The following is a 20,756-nucleotide window of genomic DNA, read 5'->3' on the forward strand; positions in this document are numbered from 1 at the left end:
TCATTGTGGCCGCCGCAGCTTCCGTACCGCCGCTCTGGCGATCGTCTCGGTCTCGGCCCGGTCCACCTCCGGCTGGCCGAAGTGCACGAGGGTGCAGGTCGTGCCGCCGACGCGGACGACGAGCAGATAGCCGCCGAGGGTGTAGGCGTCGTCGCCGGCGCCGCCGGACGCCGCCATCCGGACCGCCGCGGACTCGTCGCCGAGGCTCGGCAGCCCGGCGTCGGTCACCGTGACGCTGGTCGTCCCGCCGCCGGGATCGGTGTCCGTGAAGGCCGCGCACCGGGTGCCGAGCTGCCGCAGTACATCCACCGCATCCGGATCCGCGGAGACCTCCTCGGCGAGGAAGGGCCCGGCGGCGCCGCCCTCGAACCGGACGCCGGTGCCGCCCCCGCGGAACCGGTCGATCAGGGCGCCGCAGCCGGCGACGCTGACCGCGCTGTCCCGGCTGACCTCGGGATCCGCCTGCGGCGGGCTGGTCACGTAGCCGTCGGGCAGGTCCTCGACGGCGAGCAGCGAGCCGGTCGCCGAACGCGAAGGCTCCGGCCCGACGGGTGTCGGACCGGAGCCGCAGGACGCCAGCGTGAGCGCCAGCGCGACGCCGGGCAGGTGTCTGGTCATCAGGCCTGAACGGTCGGCTGCGAGCCCTGGTGCAGCGGGGTCCGCGCCCCGGTGGCCAGGTCGACCGCGGTCACCCACGAGTGGCCCTGGTGCGACGCGGTCAGCACGCCGGTGCGGGTGCCCGCGTAGACCATCTCGCGGTCGTCGGCGGCGCCGATCTGGTGCCGGTTGCCGCCGTCGGCGTCGGCCTCGGTGACCCGCACCGCGGTGCCGTCCTCGGTGTAGGTGGTCCAGGTGACCTTCCCGCCGTCGGGCGACCAGGCGGGGACGACGCCGAAGCCGCTGGTGCCGCTGCCGCCACCGCCGTAGTAGTCGATGGCGCGCTCGGTGCCGGTCTCGACGGTGCCGACGCTCAGGCAGTTGTCGGCGATCGACTCGCACTCGCCGCCCCGGAACGCGATCTTCGTGCCGTCGGGCGACCAGGCGACCGCGTCGTCGGTGCGCAGCCGGTCCACCAGCTTCACCGGGGCCTGCTCGGTCGCCTGCTCGGTGATGTACGCGACCTCGGGGACGGCCTGGTCGCGGCAGGAGGCGGGGAAGAGCGGCTGCGACCCAGAGCCCTCGGCACCCTCGGGGCCGTCGGCCGCGACGCGGAAGACGCCGGGGCCGCCGGTGCACGACAGCGCGGCGTAGGCGATCCACCTGCCGTCCGGGGACCACGAGGCGCCGCCGGAGACCCGGTCGCTGACCTGGCGCTTGCCGCTGCCGTCGGCGTTCATCACCCAGACCGTGTTGTTGTGCAGGTACGCGAGCTTCGTGCCGCCAGGGTTGAACCGCGGCCGGGCGTTGACCTCGTCCTCGGTGAGGCGGACCTCGCTGTAGCCGTCGCTGCTGTAGATGACGCCGGCCCGCACGTAGGCGACGGCCTTGCCGCCGAAGGCCGCGGAGGAGGCGGCGGCGGGAGCGGCGGAGGCGGCGGTCGAACCGATCATCGTCCCGAGGCCCGCCAGGGCGGCGAAACCGGCCAGCGTGACTGCCTTCTTGATCGCGTTGCTGTTCATCCGTGCCCCCCGTGGTGCCGTCTCTTCCGTGTGACGCTGAGACCATCGGCGCAACCGTGCCGCACCTGAACTGTTCCCCGCCGGGAACTTGCGGGAAATTCCGCCAATCGGACATATGGCGCGGGCGGTGTGAACAATCTGCACTTGCAGTGCCTTTTCAGGACCGGGTCTCACGGGCGAGGATCGGAGGCATGACTGACACACAGGCCCGCGTGGCGATCGTGACCGGCGCGGCCCGCGGCATCGGCGCCGCGACCGCCCTCCGACTGGCCGCCGACGGGCACGCCGTGGCGGTGCTCGACCTGGACGAGGGCGCCTGCAAGGACACTGTCGAACAGATCCAGGCCGCCGGCGGGCGCGCCCTGGCCGTCGGGGCGGACGTCGCCGACGCACAGGCCGTGGCCGCCGCCGTCGACCGGGTCGCCGGCGAGCTCGGGCCGCCGCTGGTCCTGGTCAACAACGCCGGGGTGCTGCGGGACAACCTGCTGTTCAAGATGAGCGACAGCGACTGGGACACGGTGATGGAGGTGCACCTGAAGGGTGCGTTCCTGATGAGCCGGGCCGCGCAGACGCACATGACGGCGGCGAAGTTCGGCCGGATCGTCAACCTGTCGTCGTCGTCCGCGCTCGGCAACCGGGGGCAGGCCAACTACTCCGCCGCGAAGGCCGGGCTGCAGGGCTTCACGAAGACCCTGGCGATCGAGCTGGGCCCGTTCGGCGTCACCGTCAACGCCGTCGCGCCCGGGTTCATCGCGACCGACATGACCGCCGCGACCGCCGCCCGGGTCAAGGTCGACTTCGAGGCGTTCCAGCAGGCGGCGGCCGAGCGGATCCCGGTCCGCCGGGTGGGCGTGCCGGCGGACGTCGCGCACACCATCTCGTTCCTGGCGAGCGAGGGCGCGGGCTTCGTGTCCGGGCAGGTCATCTACGTGGCCGGAGGCCCGCTCAATTGAACCCGACATCGCAGCCAGCGGACCTGGCGAAGGAGTTCCTCGCCGCGCACGACCCCAACGCGCTCGACCCGCGGGACTTCCTGCGGGCCCGGTTCGACGCCGGGCTCGCGTGGGTGCAGTTCCCGGACGGGCTCGGCGGGCTCGGTCTGCCGCGGGAGGAGCAGGCGGCCGTCGAGGACGTGTTCGCCGCGGCGGGCGCCCCCGACAACAACCCGCGGCGCATCGGCATCGGCCTCGGCATGGCGGCCCCGACGATCCTGCGGCACGGCACCGACGAGCAGCGGCGGCGCTGGCTGCGGCCGCTGTGGACGGGTGAGGAGGTGTGGTGCCAGCTGTTCAGTGAGCCCGGCGCCGGATCCGACCTCGCCGGCCTCGGCACCCGCGCGGTCCGTGACGGCGACGGGTGGGTCGTCGACGGCCAGAAGGTGTGGACGTCGATGGCGCACGAGGCGCGGTGGGCGATCCTCATCGCCCGCACCGACCCGGCCGTGCCGAAGCACCAGGGCATCACGTACTTCGTGCTCGACATGACCGCGCCCGGGGTGGAGGTGCGGCCGCTGCGCCAGGCCACCGGCGAGGCCGAGTTCAACGAGGTGTTCCTGACCGGCGTCCGGATCCCCGACACCGACCGGCTCGGCGCGGTCGGCGAGGGCTGGGCCGTCGCGCAGACCACGCTGATGAACGAGCGGGTCGCGATCGGCGGCGGCGCGGCGCCCCGCGAGGGCGGCGGCATCGGCATCGTCGCCGACCTGTGGCGGGAGCGGCCCGAGCTGCGCACCCCGGCGCTGCACGACGCGCTGCTGCGGCTGTGGGTCGAGGCGGAGGCGGCCAGGCTCACCGGGATGCGGCTGCGCCAGCAGCTGGCGGCCGGCCAGCCGGGCCCGGAGGGGTCGGCGGCGAAGCTGCTCTTCGCCCGGCTCAACCAGGAGATCTCCGGCCTGGAGCTGGACCTGCTCGGCGAGGAGGGGCTGCGGCACGACGAGTGGACGATGCGGCGCCCGACCATCGTCGACTTCTCCGGCCGGACCGCCGGTTACCGGTACCTCCGCGCGAAAGGCAACTCGATCGAGGGCGGCACGTCGGAGATCCTGCGCAACATCGTCGCGGAGCGGGTCCTGGGCCTGCCGCCGGAGCACCGGCTCGACAAGGACGTCGCGTGGAAGGACCTGCCGAAATGACCGATCTGCTGTACAGCGAGGTCGAGGAGGAGCTGCGCTCCAGCGTGCGCGCGCTGCTGGGCGACCGGGCCGGGTTCGAGGCGGTGCTGGCGAGGATCGAGTCGGCCGAACCCGTCGACCTGAAGCTGTGGCGGTCCCTGGCCGTCGACCTCGGGGTGGCCGGCCTGCCGGTGCCCGAGGCGGCCGGCGGCGCGGGCGCGTCGTGGCGGGAGACCGCGGTGGTGATGGAGGAGCTCGGTCGCAGCGTCGCGCCGGTGCCGTTCCTCGGCAGCTCCGTCCTGGCGGTGGCCGCGCTGACCGGCACCGGCGACCCGCTGCTCGACGCGGTCGCCGCCGGCAGCCGGACGGCGACCCTGGCGGTGCCGCTGTCCTGGCGGGCGTCGCAGCCGTGGACCGTCACCGCCGGCGGTGACCGGCTGGACGGCACCGTCACCAGCGTCGTCGACGCCACGGCGGCCGATGTACTGCTGGTGCCTTCCGCCGCGGGGCTCTACGCGGTGGACGCCGCGGCGGCGCGGCGGGTGCCGGTGGTCAGCTTCGACCTGACCCGTCCGCTCACCGACGTCACGTTCGCGGGCGCGCCGGGGCGGCTGGTCACCGCCGACGCGGCCGGAGCCGTGGACCGGGCGCTGCTGGCCGGGGCGGCGCTGCTCGCCTCGGAGCAGCTCGGCGTCGCGGACTGGTGCCTGACGACGACCGTCGAATACGTGAAGACGCGGCGGCAGTTCGCCCGGCCGGTCGGCTCGTACCAGGCGGTCAAGCACCGGCTCGCGGACCTGTGGGTGAGCGTCACGCAGGCCCGCGCGGTGGCCCGCTACGCGGCGGGCTGCCTCGCGACCGGCGACCCGGACCTGCCGGTCGCGGCGGCCGTCGCCCAGGCGTTCTGCTCCCCGGTGGCGGTCAAGGCCGCCGAGGAGTGCGTGCAGCTGCACGGCGGGATCGGCTTCACCTGGGAGCACCCGGCGCACCTGTACCTGAAGCGGGCCCGCGCCAGTGCGGCGACGTTCGGGTCGGCCTCCGCCCATCGCACGGCGTTGGCCGGCCTGGTGTCGCTGCCGGGCTGAGTCCCGGCTGAGTGAGGTGTCGCGTTACAGGAGGAGCCGGGTCAGCGACTCGGCGACGCAGACCGGCTTCTCCTGGCCCTCGCGCTCGACGGTCACCTTGTTCTTCAGCTGCAGCCAGCCCTCGCCGATGTCCTCGGCGGACAGCAGCTGCACCGTGGCGCGCACCTTGGACCCCACCGGCAGCGGCGACGGGAACCGCACCTTGTCCAGCCCGTAGTTGATGCCCATCCGGGAGCCTTCCACCCGGTACACGCCGGAGACCAGGACCGGCAGCAGCGACAGGCTCATGAAGCCGTGCGCGATGGTGGTGCCGAACGGTCCGGCCGCGGCCCGCTCCGCGTCCACGTGAATCCACTGGAAGTCGCCGGTGGCCTCGGCGAACAGGTTGATGTGCTCCTGGGTGATCTCCCGCCAGTCGCTGTGGCCGAGGACCTCGCCGACCGAAGCCAGCAACTCGCCGCCGTTCGCAAACGTTCGCATACCCCTGATCCTGCACAGCAAGTGCAACATTCGTCAACGACGGGCGGCCGGCCCCGTGGCTCGGGACCGGCCGCCTTTGTCACCAGGACGTGCCTTGCAAGGGCGCTGTTACGTGCCGATGCGGTTGAGTTTCAGCGTCACGCCGATGTCGGTGTTGACGACGGTCGTGCCCGGGACGGCCGGGGTGACCACCGAGGTGGAGACCCTGCCGGTGCCGGGGAGCAGACCCTTCACCGTGACCGTGTAGGACGTCGACGCGCCCGGCACCGGGTCGGTGCTGGTCACGTAGAGGTCCGTGCTCGGCAGGGTGTTCACGGGCAGGCCCTGACCACCGTTGCCGTACGCGTTCTCGGCCCCGACGACGAGGTTCTGCCCGGCGGGCAGCGCACCCATCGTCCCGAAGTCGTAGGACATCGCGATGTCCTGCGGACCGCCCGAGCCCAGCCAGACCTGGAAGCGGCGCTGGTTGAGCGTGCCGAAGTCGTTCACCCGCCACTCGACGACCGTCCAGGTGCCGACGCCGTCGGTGAGCACGTTGATCAGCAGACCAGTCGCGCCCGTGCCGTCGAGGTCGGTCCAGAACGGCGCGAGGACGTTGTTCGGCTTCGCGGGGTTCGGGATCGGGGTGATGTCACAGCAGTTGTTGTTCTCACGGCTGTCATCGCTGCCCGGGTACAGGTAGCCGTTCGAGTCGACGGTGAGCGAGGAGTACTCGACACCGTTGTACTTGAACGACGGCACGTTGAACGTCGTCAGGTCCTCGTCGCCGACCGGGGTCACGAGCGTGCCCCCGAACAGGTCGAGCGGGATGTACCCGGCGATGGTGCCCGGGGCGATCGACGGCGTGCCCGGGATCGCGCCGGCGAGCGGCGCGCCCTTCTTCTCGGCCTTGAACGGGTGGACCACGGTGGCACCGTTCGCGCCGACGATCGGAAGGTTGATCGTGGACGTGGTGGTGAAGTCCGCCGTGGTGTCGTTGAAGGTGTTGTTCGTGGCCGTCACGGTGCAGGTGCTGTTCTGCAGCAGCGTCAGCGACGGCGGCGTGCAGGCCTGCGTCACCGTGATGTCACCCTGCTGCGGGATGAACGCCACCGGCAGGTGCAGCGCCGGCACGCTCGAGCTGACCGGCTTCAACCGGACCTCACCGAAGTACTGCGCCTTGGGGGCGTTGGACTTGATGGTGATGTTGATGGTCGCGGTCTCCCCCGCCTTCACGGTGAAGATCGCCGGGGACACAGTGATCGAGGAGCCGGCCGGCGAGGTCGCCTCGGTCCTGTAGGTCTGCGTCTTGCCGGAGACGTTCTTCGCCGTGCGGACCGCGGTGAGCTTGCCCGGCATGACCGGGGCGTTCACCGACGGAAGGTTGATCTGCACCGCGTTGACCGGGTCGTTGCCCAGCGCGTACATCCGGTCGGCCGTCTCGTCGAACGTGAGACCGGGGTTGGCCGCGAGGTTGACCTGGACCCGACCGGCGCCGAGATCGAACGGGTCGGCCGGAGTCGTCCCGTTCTCCTTCTTCACGTTGGTCGTCGCCGTGGTCATCAGCGAGGACTTGATCTGACCCGGGGTGAAGTCCGGGTGGGCCGCCTTCTCCAGGATGGCGGAGCCGGCGATGTGCGGCGACGACATCGAGGTGCCCGCGATCGCCATGAAGTACTCGCCGGGCGGGCCACCGGCCGCGTCGTCCAGGACCGGCGTCTGGCCGGCCAGGATCTGCACGCCGGGGGCGGAGATGTCGGGCTTGATGAACTGGCCGCCGGGGCCACGCGACGAGAAGGTCGCCATCGTGTCACCGGTGCCGATGACCTTCGTGCCGGCCGTGAACGTGGCCGTGTTGCCCGGGTGGGCGGCCATGAAGGCCAGGAACGCCGTGCCGTCGGCGAGGTGCACCGTCGGCAGCCAGTGGTTGTCGCTCAGCGCGTCCTGCGGTGTCGCGTTGTACAGGATCATGCCGGCGGCACCACCCTGCCGCACGTTGAAGCCCTTGATGATGCGGCCGGGGCTGCGCTCACACGCGACGATCTTGTTGACGAAGATGCCGGGCGGGGCCGGCGCGGTGCAGGTCGGGTTGTTGTACGGCGGAGCCGACGCCATCACGATCTGCTTGGCCGGGGTGACGCCCTGGGTGATCGAGACGCCCTTGTAGGTCGCCGAGGTGCCGTCGGTGGATGCGACGGTCAGGGTCGACTCGAAGGAACGCTTCTGGGTCGACGCCGCGACGGTGGTGACCCAGCCCGACAGGTGGTCGGTCGTGGACGCGCCCGGGCCGGAGTTGCCGGCGGAGGCGGCCACGAAGACGCCGGCCTTGTAGGCGTCGAAGAACGCCAGCTCCACGATGTCGGTGTACGGGCTCGCGCCACCCGAGATCGAGAAGTTGATGACCTTGACGCCGTCCTTGATCGCCTGGGCGACCGCGGCGGCCGAGTCGGTGCCGTAGCAGCCGGTGGCGCCACAGACCTTGTACACCGAGACCCAGGCGCCGGGCGCGACGCCGTTGATCGGCCCCCGCTCGACACCGAGGACGTTCGCCGACGCGACCGGGTTACCGGCGGCGGTCGACGCGGTGTGGGTGCCGTGGCCGTCGGAGTCGCGGGCGGTGTACCCGAACATCTCCATCGGCTGCAGCGCGTTGTAGGTGTCGAGGAAGCCCTTGCCACCGATGAGCTTGTTCTGGCAGACGAACGGGTCGGCCGCCGGGGTGAGCGGGTTGTCGCCGAAGTCGCAGGCACGCGGCGTGCCGTCCGCCTTCGCGGGCGGGGCGCCGAGGTTGCCGTTGTCCGCGAACGACGGGTGCTCCGGCCACACGCCACTGTCGAGCGAGCCGAAGATGACGCCCTTACCGGCGTTCGGCTTGCCGCCGAGCGACGGGTAGACCTGGTCGGCACCGATGAAGCTGGTGCTGGAGTCGGTCTGCGGGGCGCGTGCGGCGTCGGACTGGACCGCCACCACATTGTCGAGCGTGAGGATCGCGCCGATCTTGTTCGCCGGCACCGACATGGCGATACCGCCGTAGACGGTCCGCAGCTTCTGGCCGACCTTGGCGTCCGGAACCTGCTTCTGCAGCTGCCCGAGGAACTTGTCCTCGATTGACTTGATGCGGCTTTCGTAACGCTGTTCCGCGGTACTGCCGGAAAGCGCCTTACCGGTGACTGACGGGCTCGTCGCCTCATATCCGGCAATTCCGCCGGCATATGTCGCGGTCGAGTCGTAGTCGAGCTTCACCGCAATCGGCAGCCGGGTGCTGTCGGTGCGGTTGAGCAGGGACGGGTCGGTCTTTGCCATGCGACTCGTGGGTGACTTCGCGGCCGAGCTCTGCTTGGCCAGCGTCGCACCCGGCACCGATGTCAAGCTGCCGCTCTGTACCGGTGCTGCCTGACTCGGGCTTGCCGAGACGATCACGAGCAGTGGCGGAACGAGTGCTGACGCCATTGCGGCGCGCACCCATGTCCGTCGGCTCATCATGCCCCCTCTCAGGACGGGCTGTGTCCGAAGGGTTGTTACTGACTCCCCCGTGGTGCTGCTCCGGCGTGGCCCACCCTCGGCCTACGCGCACGCCGTCGCCGCATATCCCGAATGCTCGATATACGCCGTCACAACATGCCAGTTTTCTGCAGCGCGGAACAGAGGCCGTCACTCCCGAGAATCGCGCCGAACAGGGGTTGTAGGGCAACGTCGAGGGTTGCCGAGGGCATGGCATTAACACATAGCAAGGTATTGCTATGTCGATCGCACCTATTGGCGGAGAAAAGGTCCGGAAATGACGAAACCCGCCCTTTCGGGCGGGTTTCGCTGGAAACGTTCAGGCGTCGTCGCGGGGCGGCGGATTGATGACCACCGTCTGGTCGGCGTCCTCCACCGGCCGCTGCGACGGCACCTGGATCTGCCCGCCGGCCGGTGGGTTCGCCGGCTGCGGGGTCACGGCCGCCGGCGGGGTCACGGCCGGCGGCACGGTCGGGACCACCATCGTCGGGGCGTCCACCCCCGCGGACGGCTCGTTCGCCGCCGCCTGCCGCAGGCGGGCCTGCCGGGCCTCCTCGGCTTGGCGCACCGCCTCGGCCTGCCTGGCCGCCTCGGCCTCGCGCTCGGCCTCCGCCTGCCGCGCGGCCTCCTCGGCGGCCCGGCGGGCCGCCGCCTCCTCGCGGCGGGACTGCGCGTGGGCCTTCACCCGCTCGGACACGGCCGGCGCCTCCTGCTCGACGCGGCTCAGCCAGCCCTCCCAGCGCTGCTGCATCGGCCGGACCAGGCCGCCGCCGACCCCGACGATGAGGATGCCGGCGATTGTGGCGAGGACCGCGATCAGCACCGGCGTGGTCACCGACGTGGCGATGCCGATCTGGTTCAGCGCCGCGATGACGCCCAGGCCGAGCACGAAGCAGTACCCCAGGTTCGCCAGGAGCCGCCCGTACGGCAGGCCGCCCAGCGCGCCGGTGACGACGTCGCGCAGGCCGCCGGCGAGCGCCGCGGCGACGACCACGATCACGACGGCGACGGCCGCCTTCGGCAGCCACGACACCACGTCGTCGATCAGGTCGGACACCGGGTTGGGGCCCCACACGCCGAACGCGATCTGCAGCGTGAAGAGCAGGACCGCGTAGTAGACGAGCTTCGCCACCAGGTCGCCGGCGTCGAAGCGCGCACGCGACAACGCCCGGCCGACGCCGCCGCGGTCGGCGAGCCGGTCGAACCCGACCTTCGCCAGCAGCTTGCGCACCAGCTCCCGCAGCGCGACCGCGACGGCCCAGCCGATCAGAAGGATGACGATGAACAGCAGCAGTGACGGCACGAACCGCACGACGTCTGCGAGGGCATCACGAACCATGCAGTGACGCTTGCCCAAACGCCGTCGGCACTAATCGTCCATACCCGCCAGCCCCTTCGGGCTCTCCGTCTCTCGGGCGTGCTCCGGACCGCCCGCCAGCTGATCGGCGAGGGTCACGCTGCAGTGCTCGACGGCGAAGTCACCGAGTTCGTCGACGTCGAAGCCGGGGAACGGCTCCAGAATCCGCACCTGTTGCTCGGTCATACCTCCAGTGAAACCCCCCGGCGGTGGGTAGAACGGTTTCATGACCAAACCAGTGACCGGTGTGCTCTTTGATGTCGACGGGACCCTCATCGACAGCGTCTACCTGCATACGACGGCCTGGTGGCAGGCGTTCCGGCAGTTCGGCCACGACGTCCCGTCGGCCCGCATCCACCGGGCGATCGGGATGGGGTCGGACAAGATCCTGGACCACCTGCTGGGTCCCGGCCACGACCCCGGCGACGACGACGCGCTGCGGGCCGCGCACGCCAGCCTGTACGCCTCGCGCTGGGCGGCGCTGCGCCGGCTGCCGGGCGCGCAGCGGCTGCTGGAAACGTGCGCCGGCCGCGGGCTGCGCAACGTGCTCGCCACGTCGGCGTCGAAGCCGGAGCTGGGCGCGCTGCTGCGGTGCCTGGACGCCGACGCGGTCATCGACACGGTGACCAGCGCCGACGACGCCGGGGAGAGCAAGCCGGCGCCGGACATCGTGGAGGTGGCGCTGCGGCGGGCGGGGCTCGACCCCGGGGAGGTCGTGTTCGTCGGCGACTCGGTCTGGGACGTGCAGGCGGCCGGACAGGTGTCGATCCCGTGCATCGGCCTGACCAGCGGCGGGCTGTGCGCGGCGGAGCTGCTCGACCACGGCGCCGCCGCCGTCTACGCCGACCCGCAGGACCTGCTGGACAACCTCGACGAGGCGCTGACCACCGCGTTCCGCGTCGCGCTCACCGCCTAGAGCTTCAGCGGCGCCGGGTAGCCGCGCGGAGGGTCGGGCAGGTTCCACGGCTCGTGGACGGCCTTGCCCTCGACGTCCGCCAACTCGGGCACGTAGCGGCGCACGTAGTCGCCGGCCGGGTCGAAGCGGTGCGCCTGCCTGATGGGGTTGAAGCGCCGGTACGGCTTGGTGTCGTTGCCCGTGCCGGCGACCCACTGCCAGTTGCCGTAGTTGTTGGCGACGTCGCCGTCCAGCAGCAGGTCGAAGAAGTGGTCGCCGCCGGCCCGCCAGTCCACGCCCAGGTGCTTGGTCAGGTAGGAGGCGGTGATGAGGCGGGCCCGGTTGTGCATCCAGCCCTCGGCGAGCAGCTGCCGCATGCCGGCGTCGACGACCGGGACGCCGGTGTGCCCCTCCCGCCAGGCCTGCAGCGCGTCGGACTCGTCGCGCCAGCGGTCCTCCGCCGACGCCCGGTATGCCTTGTGCCGCAGGTCGGGGAACGCGAACAGCACCTGCTGGTAGAAGTCGCGCCAGCACAGCTGCCGCAGGAACGGCTCGGCGCCGGGGCGGCCGTGGACCCGGGCCGCCACCTCCCGCGGCGACAGGCAGCCGAAGTGCAGGAACGGGCTGAGCCGGGACGTCCGGTCGGCCGCCATGGCGTCGTGGTCGTCCTCGTAGCCCTCCAGGTGCGGCAGCCACGCGGTGAGCCTGCGCCGCCCGGCGGACTCGCCACCGCCGGTCTTCGCGGGGCGGTCCCGGAACCAGGACGCCGGGAGGTCGTCGGGGAGCCGGAGTTTGCGGGGTGCGGCCTCGACGTCGCGCCAGCCGGCGGCCTGCCACGCCCGCCAGAACGGCGTGAAGACCTTGTAGTGCCCGGCGCCGCCGGTGGGGCGCAGCGCGCCGGGCGGGACGACCGTGACGCCGTCGAAGGTCTTCAGTGCGATCCGCTCGGCGGCGCAGGCGTCCGCCAGGCGGCGCTCCCGCTCGCGGGCGTACCCGCTCACGTCCGCGGCGATGCCGATGCCCTCGGCGCCGGTGCGCTTCGCCACCCGTACCGACTCCGCGGCCGGATCTCCGCGCAGCTCGACGAGGTCGGCGCCGCGCTGCCGCAGCGACGCCTTCAGGTCGGCGAGGCTCTCGTCGAGGAACCGGCGGCGGTTGTCGCCGGCCAGCAGCGTGGGGTCGTGCACGAAGAGCGGCACGACCCGCTCCGCGGCGCGGGTGGCCGCGGCGAGCGCCGGGTTGTCGTGCACCCGCAGGTCGCGGGTGAAGAGGACGACCGCGGTCTTCATACGCCCGTCCCCCGCGGGCCGGTGGCGGTCATGCCGCGGTGCGGCGCAGGTCGAGGACCGCCGGCAGGTGCAGCTCGGTGGCGGACTCACGCGGCAGCGGCACGACGACCGGCGGCATCTGCGGCTGCGGGTCGAGCGCGCCGGCGGGGGTGCCGGGGATCGGCACCGGGGCGCCCGGACGGGTCAGCAGGCAGCGCAGCGCCACCGCGAGGCGGCGCGCCTTGGGCACGGTGGCGCGGCGGACGAAGACGTCGTGGTCCTGCGCCTCGACCGCGTCGAGGATGCCGCCGTACAGCCGGAACGCCGCCCGCATGCACGCCTGGGAGCTGGGCGCCAGCATCTGGATCCCCGGCGCGGCCGCGATGTAGTGCTGCCGGGCGCGCTGCACCTCGTACCGGACCAGGCTCTTGATCTGCTGGCTGCTGTGCCGCTCGCGGGCCGCCGCCAGCAGGTCCTCGCGGCCGACCCCGAACCGGCGCAGGTCCTCCTCCGGCAGGTAGATCCGCCCGCGGTCGAGGTCCTCGGCGACGTCGCGGATGAAGTTGGTGAGCTGGAACGCGAGGCCGAGCTGGCGGGCGGGCTCGCGGGCGGCGGCCCGGTCGCTCGACTCGAGGATCGGCAGCATCATCGTGCCGATCACCGCCGCCGAGCCCTCCATGTAGTCGAGCAGGTCGTCGTACGTGGCATAGCCGGTGACGGTGAGGTCCATGGCCATGCTCGCCAGGAACTTGCGGAAGTCCTCCAGGTCGATGTCGAACACCTGGATCGTGTGCAGCACCGCAGGCAGGAGCGGGTCGTCGGTCGGCGCGCCGCGCAGCCCCCGCACGAACGCGTCGCTCCAGGCGTCGAGCTCGCGGGCGCGGTCCTGCGGGGTCAGCCGCTCGGTGCGGTCGACGATCTCGTCCGCGTAGCGCGTGAACCCGTAGAGGGCGTGCACGTGCCGGCGCTTCCAGGCCGGCAGCAGCCGCGTCGCCAGGTAATACGTCCGGCCGTGGTGGCGGTGCAGCGCACGGCACCGCTCGTAGGCGGCGGTCAGGGGCGCTGACTCCATGGTGGCCTCCGGTTGAATCGACGCACTAATCGACGCAAGTTCGAGCCTACGCTACGCTTCGGTGATGCGGGTAGTGAAAGGGCTTCGGTCATGCGGTTGGTGACAGGTCTTCGGTCATGCGGTCGGTGACGGGTCCGACCGATCGGGTGGTCGTCGTCGGAGCGGGGCTCGGCGGGCTCGCCGCGGCGATCCGGCTGGCCGCCGCGGGGCGCGAGGTCACCGTCCTGGAGCGGGACGACTACCCCGGCGGCCGGGCGGGGAAACTCGGCATCGGCGGCTACGAGTTCGACACCGGTCCCACCGTGCTGACGATGCCGTCGCTGCTGGAGGACCTGCTCGGCACCGTCGGGGAGGACCTGGCCGGCTGGCTGCCGATGACCCGGCTCGACCCGGCCTACCGCGCGCACTTCCCCGACGGCTCCACGCTCGACGTCATCGCCGACACCGCGCGGATGGCCGGCGAGGTCGCCCGGGTCTGCGGCTCCCGCGAGGCCGACGGCTACCTGCGCTTCGTCGACGACGCGCGGGAGCTGTGGCGGCTGGAGCGTGACGACTTCATCGACCGCAACCTCGACCGCCCGCGGGACCTCGTCACCGCCAACCTGTGGCGGCTGGTGGCCCGCGGCGGCTTCGGCCGGCTCCAGTCGAAGGTCGACGGCTACTTCAAGGACCCGCGGACCAGGCGGATCTTCTCCTTCCAGGCGATGTACGCCGGGGTCGCGCCGCACCAGGCGCTCGCGCTCTACGCGGTGATCGCCTATCTCGACTCCGTCGCCGGCGTCTACTTCCCGAAGGGCGGCATCCACGCGGTCTCGCGGGCACTCGCCGACGTCGCCACCAAGCACGGCGTGACGATCCACTACGGCAGTCCCGTCGCGTCGGTCTCCGTCGCCGGCGGGCGCGCAACCGGCGTGGTGTGCGCCGACGGCCGCCGGTTCGCCGCCGACACCGTCGTGCTCAACCCGGACCTGCCGGTGGCCTACCGGGACCTGCTGCCGCCCACCCGGTGGCGCAACCCGCTGCTGGGCAGGCTGCGGTACTCGCCGTCGTGCGTGGTGCTGCACGTGGGGTCGCGGCAGGCGTACGGTGCGATCGCCCACCACAACATCCACTTCGGCCGGGCGTGGCGGGAGACCTTCGACGAGGTCATCAACCAGGGCCGGCTGATGAGCGACCCGTCCATCCTGGTCACCAACCCCACGCGCACCGACCCGTCGCTCGCCCCGGACGGCCGGCAGACCTACTACGTGCTCGCGCCGACGCCCAACCTCACCGCGCCGCTGCTGGACTGGCGGGGGACCTTGCGCGGCACGTACCGCAGCGAGCTCATCGACACGTTGGAGCGGCGCGGCTACGTCGGGTTCGGCGACGCCATCGAGGTGTCGCGCTTCATCACCCCGGCCGACTGGGCAGATCAGGGCATGGCCGCGGGGACGCCGTTCGCGGCGGCGCACACCCTGCGGCAGACCGGGCCCTTCCGGCCGGGCAACCTCCACCCCACACTGTCCAATGTGGTCTTCGTGGGATCCGGGACGCAGCCGGGTGTCGGCGTGCCGATGGTCCTGATCTCCGGCCGTCTGGCGGCGGAGCGTATTACGGGGGTGGTGTCTTGAGCACGTCGTCTTCTTCGTCGTCGTCTGGCTCGTCTTCTCGTGAGTCGCATCTCGTCGAGCTGGTCGACGCCGGGGGTGGGGCGGTCGGGTCGATGACGGTCGACGAGGCGCACCGGGCGCCCGGGCTGCTGCACCGCGCGTTCTCCGTCCTGCTCGTCGACGACGACGGGCGGCTCCTGCTGCAGCAGCGGGCGGCGGTGAAGACCCGGTTCGCGCTGCGGTGGGCCAACGCGTGCTGCGGCCATCCCGTGCCCGGCGAGACCGTCACGTCCGCCGCCACCCGGCGGCTCGTCGAGGAACTGGGCGTGAGCGCCGTTCCCCTGCGGGAGGTCGGGGTGTACGTGTACCAGGCCTCCGACCCGTCGTCCGGGCGGGTGGAGCACGAGTACGACCACGTGCTCGTCGGTCACGTGCCGGACATTTCGGGTTCGTTCGCTTTAGGAGCAGTTGATCCCGAAGAAGTTGCCGCCGTCGAATGGGTCGCCGTCGAGGACCTCGAGGCACGGCTGTCGCACTCCCCGGACCTGTACGCACCGTGGCTGGCCGGGGTCGTGTCCGCCTGGCGTGGCTCGACGGCATGACGGCCGCGGCGGCGTATTCGGCGGGCGCGGTGGCCCGGCGGCTCGGCGTCGCCGTGACCACGCTGCGGACCTGGCACCAGCGGTACGGGATGGGCCCGTCGCTGCATGAGCCCGGCCACCACCGCCGGTACACCGAGCAGGACATCGAACGTCTCGAGACGATGCAGCGCCTGATCGTCCAGGGCGTCGCCCCGCACGAGGCGGCCCGCTGGGCCCTGCGCTCGTCCGCCGCCCCTGCCGCGGTGTCCGGCTCGTTCGTCACCGATGCGGCCGCCTCGTCGCGCGGCCTGTACCGGGCGGCGCTGCGGCTGGACGCGCCGGCCGTGCGGCAGCGGGTCGCGGCGGCCGTGCACGAGCTCGGCGTCGTCGCCGCCTGGGATCAGGTGCTCCGGCCGGTGCTCGCCGCCATCGGCGACCGGCACGCCGCGACCGGCGCCCTGGTCGAGGTCGAGCACCTGGTGTCGGGCTGCGTCTCGGCCGTCTTCGGCGCGGTGCCGCGCCCCGACCCGGCCGTCCCGTCCCGCATCCTGCTCGCCTGCGCCGACGAGGAGCAGCACAGCCTGCCCATCGAGGCGCTCGGCGCCGCGCTCGCCGCGGCCGGCGTCGGGACCCGCATGCTCGGCGCCCGCGTCCCGCCGACGGCTCTCGCCACCGCCGTGCGGCGTACCGGCCCGGCGGCCGTGCTGGTCTGGTCGCAGCTGCGCACGACCGGCGACCCGGCGCAGCTCTCGCCGGTCGTCGATGCCGCCTGGCGACCGCTGATCGTCGCCGCCGCCGGCCCCGGATGGGACGTGGCGGCGCTTCCCGCCGGCGTCTCGGCACCGTCCACTTTGACCGAGGCATTGGCGCTGCTCACCTCGGTGGTCAACTGACTTCACCTTTCTTCGTCTGTGTAAATGTCCCTTGACGAGGTACTCCCGGGTTCGTGCCACGGACTGAACGCAGGAGGCCTTCGGGTGCGTCTTGTCATTAGCGTGTGCGTTCGCCACCATGCTGACCACCGACACCCGGAGCTGACGATGACCCGCACCCGCCTCGCCCTAGGAGCGCTGATCAGCGCCGCCGCCCTGGCCCTCGCCGGCTGCGCCGCGTCCGGCGCCCCCTCGGCGTCGTGGCACGGGCAGTCCTCCGGTGTCGCCGACGGCGGCCAGGCCGGCGGCACGCAGGCGCACCCGATCAGCGACTCGACCGCGCAGGCCGCCACGGGCGCCGGCAAACCGTCCGCCTCCGCGTCCGCCGCCCCCTCGGCGTCGACGTCGGCCTCGGCCGCGCCGTCCGCCTCCGCGTCCGCCACCGCCCCTTCCGACGGCATCATGCGCAAGACCGGCACCGACGGGGTCGCCCTGACCTTCGACGACGGCCCGTCCGCCGACACCCCGAAGCTGCTCGCCATGCTGCGCCAGCACAACATCAAGGCCACGTTCTGCGTCGTCGGCGTCGCCGTCCAGGAGTTCCCGCAGTACCTGCAGGAGATCGTCAAGGACGGTCACACGCTCTGCAACCACACCTGGAAGCACGATGAGAAGCTCGGCAAGAAGTCCGCCGACACCATCCGCGCCGACCTCCAGCGCACCAACGACGAGATCCGCAAGGTCGTCCCCGGCGCGCAGATCAAGTACTTCCGCCACCCCGGCGGCAACTTCACCCCCGCCGCGGTGCAGATCGCCACCGAGCTGGGCATGGTCTCCCTCGGCTGGACCGTCGACCCCTCCGACTGGAACACCAAGAAGTGGTCCGGCAACCAGATGACGCAGCACATCATCAACAGCGTGAGGAACAACACGAAGCCCGGCGCGGTCATCCTTTCCCACGACGGCGGCGGCGACCGCAGCGCCACCCTCGCCGCCTACAAGACCCTCCTGCCCGAGCTGAAGCAGCAGTTCAACCTGGTCGCGCTACCCGTCTGAGGCGCCGCCGCGACACCACGATGGATACCCATTTGGTTTTCGCGGAAGAGGTCACGTATGCTCTGAAAGCCTCCGGCGGGGCCGGATGGGAGCAACACCGCAGAAGTCGCAGAGTATGCGATGATGGCGGGGCCGCCCTCATCGTCTAGCGGCCCAGGACGCCGCCCTTTCAAGGCGGTAGCACGGGTTCGAATCCCGTTGGGGGCACGACCCGGGTTCGCCCGGGTAGCAAGAAGAGCAAGGTCCTGTGGAGCAGTTGGAGTGCTCGCCGCCCTGTCAAGGCGGAGGTCGCGGGTTCAAGTCCCGTCAGGACCGCAAGGCCCATCTTGGGCAGGTAGCTCAGTCGGTACGAGCGTCCGCCTGAAAAGCGGAAGGTCGGCGGTTCGACCCCGCCCCTGCCCACAAAGCTCTTCGCCGGGCTTTCAAGACCCCGACCAGCGGAAACGCAGGTCGGGGTCTTTGTATGCCGGGGTCGGCCACGAAGATCAAAATGTAGCAACAGCGGTTATCGTGACGGCGTACGGTCGGCAGGCGCTTGCAGCCGACATCCACACGCAGCAGGATCGGCTGGTGACTGAGGCGCCTGACATCGAGACCGCGTGGCGGTATCTGCTCGAACGGACGCCAGGCGCCAGGCAAGGCGATGAGTTGATCGTTCGGGCGGCATCACCTGACGATTCAAGCAGCTGAGGTGGCAACCGCCACGGTCGCCAGGACGCTGGTCGGTATAGTTTTCGCTATACTGCCTCCGTGGCCACACCGGCGTGGGGTATCTACGTCGTCAACGAGGTCCGCACCTGGATCTTCTCTCTGGAACCGGCAGCCAAAGCGCGGGTTGTCCAGGCGATCGACGCACTCGCCGAAAGCGGACCGGGCCTCGGTCGGCCTCTCGTCGACACCATCACCCACTCGTCGCTGGCGAACCTCAAAGAGCTACGACCGGGCACCATGCGGATCCTCTTCGTCTTCGATCCTTGGCGATCCAGCATCCTGCTCGTCGCCGGCGACAAGGCAGGGCAATGGGAAGCCTGGTATCGAGAGGCGATACCGCTGGCGGAGCAGCGTTATGAGATCTACTTGAAAGAACGGGCGCAGGAAGAGGGGGGCCAGCGATGAGCAGCTACGTGCGCTGGAGCGACATCCGAGGCGAACTCGTGGAGCAGGCGGGCGGCGAGGAAGCTGTCGCGGCCGGAAAGCAGGAGTTGCTGGCCGAGGTCACCGGCCACCGCCTCGCCGAAGCGCGCCGCGGTCGTGGCCTTACTCAGCAGCAGGTCGCCGACCGCATGGGAGTCACCAAAGGCCGGGTCTCCCAGATCGAGCAAGGCAAGGTCTCGGGTCAAGAGGTTCTCGCCCGCTACGCCGTTGCTCTGGGTGGTCGCCTCCACCAGGCCATCTACTTCGACGACGGAGACATCACCGCCATTGCCTGATCGCAGAGTCGTGTAGCAACGCATGTAGCAACGGCGGCGAACATGTCCGGGTTGCTGGAGATGGCGCGACACGCGTTGGCTCGGCGTTCGAGTCTTCCACGCAGAGCCGCCGACACCTGAAAAGCGGAAGGTCGGCGGTTCGACCCCGCCCCTGCCCACAAAGCTCTTCGCCGGGCTTTTCAAGACCCCGACCAGCGAAAACGCAGGTCGGGGTCTTTGCATTCTCCCGGATTCGCACTACATCGAGGACCAGGTCGCCGGGCCTGGCTCGCGGCTCACCACCACCCGGCCGTTCGCCTTCGAACTCGACGCGCCGTCGCTGGACTCATAGGCGATGCCGGCTGACTTCACTGGTCGTGACGGCTCGGCTACGACGTCCTGAAAGTGTCGGACCCTGGTCGTAGCGTGCGGGCATGACGCACTTCGACTGGGACTTCGACGGCCTTCCGACCCGTGGCACCGACGTCCGGCGCCGGTTGATGATCGACCATCGCAGCTATGACGTGACGGCGTTCGACGACGGTTCCGGCTTCGTCGGGCTGCGGCTGGTGGGATGGGACTCCGGCTATGTGGTGACGGAGCTGGTCGGCGAGCTGCCAGCGCGTGACGCGAGCGACGTCGGGCAGTTGCTGGCGTCGGCGCTCGCCGGGTTCCGGGGCGGTGGCTCGCCGCCGGGGCCTCCGCCCGAGGACGGGTGGCTGCTGCCGCAGGATCCGGGGCCGCTGGATCTCCGGTCCGCGGCGCCGAAGTCCGGTCAGCCGTGGGAGCCGGCGGATCTCGACCTGCTGGTGCGACGTTTCCACGAGGGCGCCAGCATCAAGACCCTGACCGTTGAGCTGGGACGGACCGACGGCGCGATCCGGCAGCGCCTGCAGATGCTCGGTGCGACGCGACCCGCTCCCCCGCCGTCCACGAACGGTCCAGCAACGGAGGGTCCCACGCCTCCTGCGCCTGCCTCAGCGGCTCCTCCGTCGCGGGAGACACGGGAGGCGAGCTGACCGGCGCGGAAGACGGGCTGGCCGGCAGGGCAGGCGGACTGGCAGGCGGCCTGACCGGCGGGGCAGGCGGGTTGACCGGCGAGTGAGGCCGGCTGAGTGGCGCGCTGGTCTGTGTTCTGCGCCCTCTCGTGGTGAGCCAGCCGAACGCTTCGTCGAGCGGCCGGCGAGCGGGGTCCGCACCGGCCGGCGGGCGGTGCGGCAATCCCGGGTGGTGCGACACCCCCGAGCCGGGCAGCAATCCATGCCTGAGCAGCGGCCCCGAGCCTGGCGGCGGTTCCGAGCCAGGCAGCGGTCCCGAGCAGGGCGGCAACCCAGGTCTGTGCGGCGACCCCGAGCCAGGCGGCCGTCCCGAGCCAGGCGGCGGTTCCGAGCCGGGCGGCAACCCAGGTCTGTGCGGCGGTGAGGGCTGGGGGCCGAGCTTGGCACCGGCAGAACGGAGAGTGACACCTGGGAGGCGCTGAGGCAGGCGGCGGTACGCACGGAGCGTGCCTTCGGCAGCGAGGCGGCGGGCGCACGGCATCGGCTGGTCGCAGGTGCTGCACCGGGTGCTGGTGGCTGACTCGACGTGCACGGCGATGGCGCGGTTCGCGTTGGCGATCCGGTCGGCGGCGGCCTGGGAGTAGTGCACCGTGCCCATGCCTTCAGCGCCTGCTGAGTCATGTCCGGCGGCGGTGCTCGTGCGGTCAGGTCCGGCGCGGTCAAGCACGGTCCGATCGCCCGTCACCGAGCCGGACGCGATGCCGTCATGTGCGATGCCGTCGTGGGCGATGCCGTCGTGGGCGATGCCGTCGTGGGCGATGCCGTCGTGGGCGATGCCGTCGTGGGCGATGCCGTCGTGGGCGATGCCGTCGTGGGCGATGT

The 20,756-nt window shown here is 71.5% G+C and carries 19 protein-coding genes, 4 tRNA genes and 1 pseudogene; 16 read left to right on the forward strand and 8 right to left on the reverse strand.

Translation table 11 applies throughout. The annotated features are described in order from the left end of the window. Nucleotides 1-618, reverse strand: coding sequence for a hypothetical protein (locus AB0J72_RS01030; protein WP_363393034.1), 618 nt, complete (start codon nucleotides 616-618; stop codon nucleotides 1-3). Beyond that, nucleotides 618-1,619, reverse strand: a complete 1,002-nt coding sequence (locus AB0J72_RS01035) for a hypothetical protein (protein WP_363393037.1) — start codon at nucleotides 1,617-1,619, stop codon at nucleotides 618-620. The genes AB0J72_RS01030 and AB0J72_RS01035 overlap by 1 nt, the downstream gene beginning before the upstream one ends. A gap of 191 nt (nucleotides 1,620-1,810) precedes the next feature. Here AB0J72_RS01035 and fabG point away from each other — a divergent pair, with 191 nt between their 5' ends. Genes fabG through AB0J72_RS01050 form a run of 3 tightly spaced genes read left to right on the forward strand, consistent with a single transcriptional unit; the run spans nucleotide 1,811 to nucleotide 4,814 of the window. Continuing rightward, nucleotides 1,811-2,572 (forward strand): 3-oxoacyl-ACP reductase FabG, encoded by a 762-nt coding sequence (gene fabG, locus AB0J72_RS01040; protein WP_363393039.1) that lies wholly within the window; start codon nucleotides 1,811-1,813, stop codon nucleotides 2,570-2,572. Next, nucleotides 2,569-3,750 carry an acyl-CoA dehydrogenase family protein gene (locus AB0J72_RS01045; RefSeq protein ID WP_363393043.1) on the forward strand — a complete coding sequence of 394 codons (1,182 nt, stop codon included), beginning with the start codon at nucleotides 2,569-2,571 and terminating at the stop codon, nucleotides 3,748-3,750. Before fabG ends, AB0J72_RS01045 begins: the two co-directional genes overlap by 4 nt. Next, nucleotides 3,747-4,814 carry an acyl-CoA dehydrogenase family protein gene (locus AB0J72_RS01050; protein WP_363393045.1) on the forward strand — a complete coding sequence of 356 codons (1,068 nt, stop codon included), beginning with the start codon at nucleotides 3,747-3,749 and terminating at the stop codon, nucleotides 4,812-4,814. The genes AB0J72_RS01045 and AB0J72_RS01050 overlap by 4 nt, the downstream gene beginning before the upstream one ends. A gap of 24 nt (nucleotides 4,815-4,838) precedes the next feature. Here the strand turns inward: AB0J72_RS01050 and AB0J72_RS01055 are convergent, their stop codons facing one another. The 4 genes from AB0J72_RS01055 to AB0J72_RS01070 all read right to left on the reverse strand — a co-directional run bounded on the left by AB0J72_RS01055 (nucleotide 4,839) and on the right by AB0J72_RS01070 (nucleotide 10,317). Beyond that, complete coding sequence (locus AB0J72_RS01055; RefSeq protein ID WP_344500994.1) at nucleotides 4,839-5,294, reverse strand: MaoC family dehydratase; 456 nt, start codon at nucleotides 5,292-5,294, stop codon at nucleotides 4,839-4,841. 108 nt (nucleotides 5,295-5,402) lie between these two features. After that, nucleotides 5,403-8,576, reverse strand: coding sequence for a S8 family serine peptidase (locus AB0J72_RS01060; RefSeq protein ID WP_363393049.1), 3,174 nt, complete (start codon nucleotides 8,574-8,576; stop codon nucleotides 5,403-5,405). A gap of 517 nt (nucleotides 8,577-9,093) precedes the next feature. Further along, nucleotides 9,094-10,113, reverse strand: a complete 1,020-nt coding sequence (locus AB0J72_RS01065) for a hypothetical protein (RefSeq protein WP_363393052.1) — start codon at nucleotides 10,111-10,113, stop codon at nucleotides 9,094-9,096. A 30-nt stretch (nucleotides 10,114-10,143) separates the two neighbouring features. Further along, complete coding sequence (locus AB0J72_RS01070; RefSeq protein ID WP_344500988.1) at nucleotides 10,144-10,317, reverse strand: hypothetical protein; 174 nt, start codon at nucleotides 10,315-10,317, stop codon at nucleotides 10,144-10,146. 40 nt (nucleotides 10,318-10,357) lie between these two features. On the opposite strand from AB0J72_RS01070, the gene AB0J72_RS01075 reads away from it, so the two are divergent. Next, the gene (locus AB0J72_RS01075) at nucleotides 10,358-11,047 is read left to right on the forward strand and encodes an HAD family hydrolase (RefSeq protein ID WP_363393056.1); all 690 of its coding nucleotides are present in this window, start codon (nucleotides 10,358-10,360) and stop codon (nucleotides 11,045-11,047) included. On the opposite strand, the gene AB0J72_RS01080 is transcribed toward AB0J72_RS01075, so the two are convergent. Continuing rightward, a complete protein-coding gene (locus tag AB0J72_RS01080; RefSeq protein WP_363393059.1) occupies nucleotides 11,044-12,315 on the reverse strand; it encodes a deoxyribodipyrimidine photo-lyase in 1,272 nt (423 codons plus the stop codon). The genes AB0J72_RS01075 and AB0J72_RS01080 overlap by 4 nt on opposite strands. Nucleotides 12,316-12,457: 142 nt before the next feature. Further along, nucleotides 12,458-13,366, reverse strand: a pseudogene (locus AB0J72_RS01085) (phytoene/squalene synthase family protein); the annotation flags it as partial. 116 nt (nucleotides 13,367-13,482) lie between these two features. Between AB0J72_RS01085 and crtI the strand changes: the two are divergent. The 12 genes from crtI (at nucleotide 13,483) to AB0J72_RS01145 (ending at nucleotide 20,518) form a co-directional block, all read left to right on the forward strand. Continuing rightward, nucleotides 13,483-14,979: a phytoene desaturase family protein gene (gene crtI, locus AB0J72_RS01090; protein WP_363393062.1), complete on the forward strand. Its 1,497-nt coding sequence runs from the start codon at nucleotides 13,483-13,485 to the stop codon at nucleotides 14,977-14,979. Continuing rightward, nucleotides 14,976-15,560: an isopentenyl-diphosphate Delta-isomerase gene (gene idi, locus AB0J72_RS01095; protein WP_363393065.1), complete on the forward strand. Its 585-nt coding sequence runs from the start codon at nucleotides 14,976-14,978 to the stop codon at nucleotides 15,558-15,560. The genes crtI and idi overlap by 4 nt, the downstream gene beginning before the upstream one ends. Next, entirely contained in the window at nucleotides 15,557-16,432 is an 876-nt protein-coding gene (locus tag AB0J72_RS01100; RefSeq protein ID WP_363393068.1) for a MerR family transcriptional regulator, read from the forward strand. The genes idi and AB0J72_RS01100 overlap by 4 nt, the downstream gene beginning before the upstream one ends. A 147-nt stretch (nucleotides 16,433-16,579) precedes the next feature. Continuing rightward, complete coding sequence (locus AB0J72_RS01105; protein ID WP_363393071.1) at nucleotides 16,580-17,467, forward strand: polysaccharide deacetylase family protein; 888 nt, start codon at nucleotides 16,580-16,582, stop codon at nucleotides 17,465-17,467. Nucleotides 17,468-17,601: 134 nt separating this feature from the next. Then, nucleotides 17,602-17,674, forward strand: a tRNA-Glu gene (locus AB0J72_RS01110). A gap of 34 nt (nucleotides 17,675-17,708) precedes the next feature. Continuing rightward, nucleotides 17,709-17,782: transfer RNA gene (locus tag AB0J72_RS01115), tRNA-Asp, on the forward strand. Between the two features lie 13 nt (nucleotides 17,783-17,795). Continuing rightward, a tRNA-Phe gene (locus tag AB0J72_RS01120) sits at nucleotides 17,796-17,869 on the forward strand. Between the two features lie 348 nt (nucleotides 17,870-18,217). Further along, nucleotides 18,218-18,583 (forward strand): type II toxin-antitoxin system RelE/ParE family toxin, encoded by a 366-nt coding sequence (locus AB0J72_RS01125; protein ID WP_363393074.1) that lies wholly within the window; start codon nucleotides 18,218-18,220, stop codon nucleotides 18,581-18,583. Continuing rightward, nucleotides 18,580-18,897 carry a helix-turn-helix transcriptional regulator gene (locus tag AB0J72_RS01130; RefSeq protein ID WP_033360574.1) on the forward strand — a complete coding sequence of 106 codons (318 nt, stop codon included), beginning with the start codon at nucleotides 18,580-18,582 and terminating at the stop codon, nucleotides 18,895-18,897. The genes AB0J72_RS01125 and AB0J72_RS01130 overlap by 4 nt, the downstream gene beginning before the upstream one ends. A 77-nt stretch (nucleotides 18,898-18,974) precedes the next feature. Continuing rightward, nucleotides 18,975-19,055 (forward strand) — tRNA-Phe (locus AB0J72_RS01135). 255 nt (nucleotides 19,056-19,310) lie between these two features. After that, on the forward strand, nucleotides 19,311-19,895 hold the full coding sequence (locus tag AB0J72_RS01140) for a hypothetical protein (protein ID WP_363393078.1): 585 nt from the start codon (nucleotides 19,311-19,313) through the stop codon (nucleotides 19,893-19,895). 485 nt (nucleotides 19,896-20,380) lie between these two features. Then, nucleotides 20,381-20,518: a hypothetical protein gene (locus tag AB0J72_RS01145; protein ID WP_363393081.1), complete on the forward strand. Its 138-nt coding sequence runs from the start codon at nucleotides 20,381-20,383 to the stop codon at nucleotides 20,516-20,518. Nucleotides 20,519-20,756: the final 238 nt, after the last annotated feature.

This window comes from Dactylosporangium sp. NPDC049742, assembly GCF_040674675.1.
Taxonomy (GTDB): Bacteria; Actinomycetota; Actinomycetes; order Mycobacteriales; family Micromonosporaceae; genus Dactylosporangium; species Dactylosporangium maewongense.